Origin of the sequence: Leucobacter sp. M11 (assembly GCF_035726885.1) — a bacterium.
GTDB lineage: Bacteria > Actinomycetota > Actinomycetes > Actinomycetales > Microbacteriaceae > JAPFRB01.
The window spans coordinates 534,322-539,166 of record NZ_JAPFRB010000001.1; the positions used below are offsets into that span (position 1 = coordinate 534,322).

4 protein-coding genes are annotated in these 4,845 nt (G+C 72.0%); 1 reads left to right on the forward strand and 3 read right to left on the reverse strand.

The window, feature by feature from the left end; genetic code table 11:
- Positions 1-27: 27 nt before the first annotated feature.
- Positions 28-957 carry a LysR family transcriptional regulator gene (locus tag OOT08_RS02735; RefSeq protein ID WP_325091011.1) on the reverse strand — a complete coding sequence of 310 codons (930 nt, stop codon included), beginning with the start codon at positions 955-957 and terminating at the stop codon, positions 28-30.
- A gap of 115 nt (positions 958-1,072) precedes the next feature.
- Between OOT08_RS02735 and OOT08_RS02740 the strand changes: the two genes are divergently transcribed.
- Positions 1,073-1,525 carry a CBU_0592 family membrane protein gene (locus tag OOT08_RS02740; RefSeq protein ID WP_325091012.1) on the forward strand — a complete coding sequence of 151 codons (453 nt, stop codon included), beginning with the start codon at positions 1,073-1,075 and terminating at the stop codon, positions 1,523-1,525.
- 35 nt (positions 1,526-1,560) lie between these two features.
- On the opposite strand, the gene OOT08_RS02745 is transcribed toward OOT08_RS02740, so the two are convergent.
- Both OOT08_RS02745 and OOT08_RS02750 read right to left on the reverse strand, forming a co-directional pair.
- A complete protein-coding gene (locus tag OOT08_RS02745) occupies positions 1,561-2,382 on the reverse strand; it encodes a siderophore-interacting protein (protein ID WP_325091013.1) in 822 nt (273 codons plus the stop codon).
- Between the two features lie 104 nt (positions 2,383-2,486).
- Positions 2,487-4,845 (reverse strand): aminotransferase (locus tag OOT08_RS02750; protein ID WP_325091014.1); only part of this gene is annotated, 2,359 nt, incomplete at its 5' end.

Below are 4,845 nucleotides of genomic sequence, written 5' to 3' on the forward strand. Positions count from 1 at the left end.
GCCCGATGCCTCCCGCGGCACCTCGGGTCACGAACCGTTCGCGTCGTGCGTGTCCTCCCCGCCCGCGACGAAGGCCCGCAGGAAGTCGATGGCCGCCCGGAGCGCCGGAGCGGGGCGACGCGATTCGCGGTAGCGGAGCGAGATGCGGCGGAAGCCGAGGCCGGGCAGCTCGTGGGTCTCCACCCCCGCGGGCACCCCGTCGCGGAGCGCGAGCTGGGGCATGAGAGTGACCCCCTCCCCCGCCGCGATCATGGCCAGCGCCGCGTGGTGACCCGAATAGCGGTGCGGCGACGTCTCCGAATCCGGCAGGCCGCGGCGCACCCGACGCACGGCGCTCACACCGCCCGCGCCCCCGTCCAGTTCCAGCCAGGGCACCTGAAGCCGTTCCAGCTCCACGACGCCGAGCGCGGCCTGGGTTCCGGCGGGCGCCACGAGCACCCACGGATCATGTAGCAGGGTCACCTCGCGGATCCCCGGCGGCAGGGGCAGCGCGGCGACCTCGTCGTCCCGCTCAATCACGATGAGGTCGAGCTGGGCGGCCTTCAGGCTCCGCACCAGGTCGGAGTGCTCGGCCTCGATCACTTCCAGCTGCACGCCCGCGAGCTCGTCGCGCCAGCGGTGCAGCGAGGGCGCGAGCACCGCGGAGATAAAGCTCTGGAAGGCCCCCAGCCGCACCCGCCCACTCGGGAGCTGGCTGGCCGCGGCCACCCGGAGCGCCGCCTCGTTCACCTCGCGCTCGATGGTCTCGGCCAGCTCGATCAGCTCTCGGCCGGCAGCCGTGGGGTTCAGCCCGCGCGGGGACCGATCCACGAGCGGCACCCCGACCTCAGCCTCCAAGCGGCTGAGCTGCTGAGACACCGCGGAGGGCGTCAACCGCAGGGAATCCGCAGCGGCGAGCACCCCGCCGCTGCGCGCGATCTGCAGGAGATAGGGCAACCGCGAGACGGTGATCTTCATATTAAGAAATTCTAAATGCTGGATACGCAATTAGGCAATTGCGCTAAAACTGCACTCAGATAACAATTGAGTCACATCACCTTTTTGGCCAGCACACCATCTGCAAGGAGCAGCGTTGGACGACATCTACGGCAGCATTCTCGGTTGGCTCGGGACCGCTGGCACGCTCTCCGCCTATGTGCTCATCTGGCGCGGTTGGGTCTCCCCTACCGGGAAGCGCTACGCCGCGCTCAACACGATCGGCGGCATCCTCGCCGGGGCCGGGGCCTTCGCCTTCGGCGCGTGGCCCGCGGTCGCCTCGAACGTGGTGTGGGCCGTCATCGGCATCCACGGACTCATCACCGCTACGCAGCGCGATCGCCGCGAGTCCGGGTCCTGGCAGCCGAGCATCGAGGACCAGACCGACTTCGATCCGGTGCTCACCGAGGAGCCGTCTGTGACGCTCCTGGAGACGCAGCCGCTGCGCCTCGTGCAGACCCAGTCGATCCAGCTCCCGACGCCGGAGCAGGTGCGGGAGCACGCAGCCCAGCGCGAGGCGAGCCAGGACGCCTACGTCCGAAGCGCCTGAGACGCCCCCGGCTCCCGCCCCTCGCCGCTTGCCGCTTAGGAGGCGAGCGGCTCGCCCTCGGCCTCCGCGTTGATGCCCGTGACGTGGCCGGTCTTGCCCGCGCTCCAGTAGCCGATGGCGCTGTGCGTGTCGCGGGCCAGCCCGCGGTCCCGGCGCAGGTGGCTGCGGATCGCGCGGCTCGTCGCCGCCTCGCAGGCGACCCAGACGTAGGGCGTGCCCTCGGGGAACTCCAGGGCGCGGACCGCGTCCGCGAGCCGGCTCGGGGAGAGCCCCATTCCGGAGCCCGCGAGCCACTCGATCGTCAGCTCGCCACGAGTCTCGAACTCCTGGCGGTCCTCGTCCGAGATCACCTCAACGATGGCGTGGGCGCGCTGACCCGGCTGCAATTCCTCGACGATGCGGCCGAGCCCCGGCAGGCCGGTCGCGTCGGCGACCAGGAGCTGCCAGTCCACGGCGCTCGCATCGCGGTAGTGCGAACGGGTCGGCTCCCCCGCGCCAAACACGCCGAGGACGTGTCCGGGCTCGGCGCGCAGCGCCCAGTCCGAGGCGTGCCCGCCCTCGTGCAGGACGAAGTCGATGTCGAACTCGGCGCCGCCCGCGCGAACCTGACGCACCGTGTAGTGCCGCCACGGCGGCTCAACCGAGTAGTCCAGCTCCGCGGAGCCGTAGTTCTCCTGGTTGAAGAAGGCCAGGCTGGCCTCGGTCTCGCCGACGCGGGGGAAGGCGAGGTCAATGCGCTCGTCGCCGATCCCGTCGGTGACCCAGGTCCAGTCGCCAACGGGGGCGAGCGTCACCCGCGCCATGTTCGGGCTGAGCCGCTCAACGGCGATCACTCGGGCGGGATGACAATTCGACACGGGGACTCCTCGGGTTCCTGCGGGGCGTTTCCCCACCCCAAGGTTAGGCAATCCTCACCCGTCACAGCCGACAAGAACTATCGCCGGGCGGACAATCGGGGCGGCTACCAGCCCTCCGTCAGCACCCGATCGAGCTGCGCGAGCAGGAAGTCCGCGCTCTGGGCCGTCAGGGTCAGCGGCGGCTTCACCTTGAGCACGTTCGAGCGCTCCGAGGTGGTCAGCACCACGCAGCCGAGCTCGCGGAGTCGCTCGCAGATCGCGGCGGCCTCGGCGGTCGCGGGCTCCAGCGTGTCCCGGTCGCGAACCAGCTCAACTCCGAGGTAGAGCCCCGTGCCGTGAATCGGGCCGATGAGCGCGTGCCGCTCCCGCAGCTGCGCGAAGCCCGCGAGCATGCGGTCCCCGACGACGCGGGCGTTCTCCTGCAGGCCCTCGTCCCGCATCGCGTCGAGGACGGCGAGGCCGACCTGCGCGCTCACGGGGCTCCCCCCGGCGGACGAGAAGAATTGGCCCTGCGCGGACAGCGCGTCCGCGATCCGCTTCGAGGTCACCACGCCGCCGATCGGGTAGCCGTTGCCCATCGGCTTCGCGATCGTGACAATGTCCGGGAGCACCCCGGACTGCTCGAAGCCCCAGAACGATGACCCCATCCGGCCGAAGCCGACCTGCACCTCGTCGGCGATGGCGAGGCCGCCCGCGGCCCGAATCGCGGCGTAGGCCCCGGCCAGGTACCCCTCGGGGAGGAGCACCCCGCCCGCGTTGCCGAGCACGGACTCGCAGATGAAGGCGGCGGGGGCGCGATCCTCAGCCGCGAGGCGCTCCAGATCCCGCTCCAAATCCGCGAGGTAGGCGGGCGCGGTGTCCTCGCCACGGTGGCTACCCCGGAAGCGGTTCGGCACGTCGGCGATGTGCACCCAGTCCGGCCGGCTACTGAGCGCATCCGGGTTGTCGTAAGCGGAGGTGGTGACCGCGTCCGAGGCCATCGTCCAGCCGTGATAGGCCTCGCGCAGCGCGACGACGGTGCGTCGTCCGGTCGCTGCCTGCGCCAGGCGCAGGGCGAGATCGACGGCCTCGGAGCCGCTGTTGACGAGGAGCACGGTGTCGAGGCCGGAGCCCGCCGGGAGCATGGCGAGCAGGCGCTCGCTGTACTCGGCGAGCCCGCGGTACAGGAAGCGCGAGTTGGTGTTCAGCACCCGAATCTGACGGTTCACCGCGTCGGCGACGCCCGGGTGGCCGTGGCCGAGCCCGGTCACGTTGTTGACGAGATCCACGTAGCTGCGGCCCGTCGTGTCCACCAGGTGGTGCTGCCAGCCGCGCTCAATCTGCGGCGGCCGCTCGTAGTACCGCTCCTGGGCCGCGGCGAAGATCCGCTCGCGGCGGCGAAGCTCGTCCTCGGCCTCGTCGCGCTCGGTGACGCCGGGCAGGCCGAGCAGCCGGGCCGGGTCCAGGCACATCCGCCGCCAGGCGGGCACCCGGTCCGGGCTGATCAGCTCGGGCACGGGGCGCGGGGCGTCGGCGCGAAAGAGCGCGACCCGGAGCCGGCGCGGGATGCCGTGCTCCTGGGCCCGGACCCGCCCCAGCTCGGCCCCCGCGGCCAGCTGCTCCCCCGGGGCAACGAGGGCGTCGACGCCCTCCAGGCGGAGCACAAAGACGCCGGTTTCGATCTCGATGACGCCGCCCTGGGCGGTGAGCACCGCGCCGGAGACCGGGGTGCGCACGGTGTCCTCCGCGTGCTCGGCGAGCAGAAGCTCGGTGCCGAGCGGGGAGGTCGCCGCGGCCGTGTCCGCGTCGATGACGGACCGGGTGAAGCGGAACTGGCCGTAGGGCAGCACGGCGATGGGGGCGATGCTCAGGGCCTCGGCGATCAGCGCGGCCTCGGCGTCCCCGGCGAGCCAGCGCCCGGCGTCGAAGGCGGCGCTTTCCACGCCGAGGTCGACGAGCACGGCATCCGCGATGCCGGGCAGTACGGGGGCGTCCGTCTCCCGGGCGGGCAGCGCCGTGAGCGAGCCAAGCTGCCAGGTTGCGACCAGGACGTGCTCGGTCATCTCGCGGAGCGGCAGCCGGGTCGCCGCGTCGAAGATCGCCTGCTCCGCGTCGATCCGTTCCCGGGCGTAGTCGTTGTCGCCGTCGATCTCGAGCTGCCGCCAGCCGCTCGCGACGAGCAGCGCGGCGCGGAGCACGACGAGCGGCCAGAGCGCGCGGGCCTCGGCGTCGGCCAGGGGGGCCTCCGCGTGGAAGGCGCGCACGGTCTCCAGCGTGCGCAGGGGGCGCTCCGGCTCGTGGTGCAGCATCGAGGACACGGTGACGGCGAGCTCGCCCACCCGCCAGCCGAGGCTCAAGTCGCCGAGGTCGAGCACCGTGTCGGGGTGCACCCGGGCGTCCTCGCCGGGACGGCCCGTGACGTTGTCGTCGGTGAGATCACCGTGGATCGGCTGTACGGGCAGCTCGGCCTCGTGCTCGGCGAGG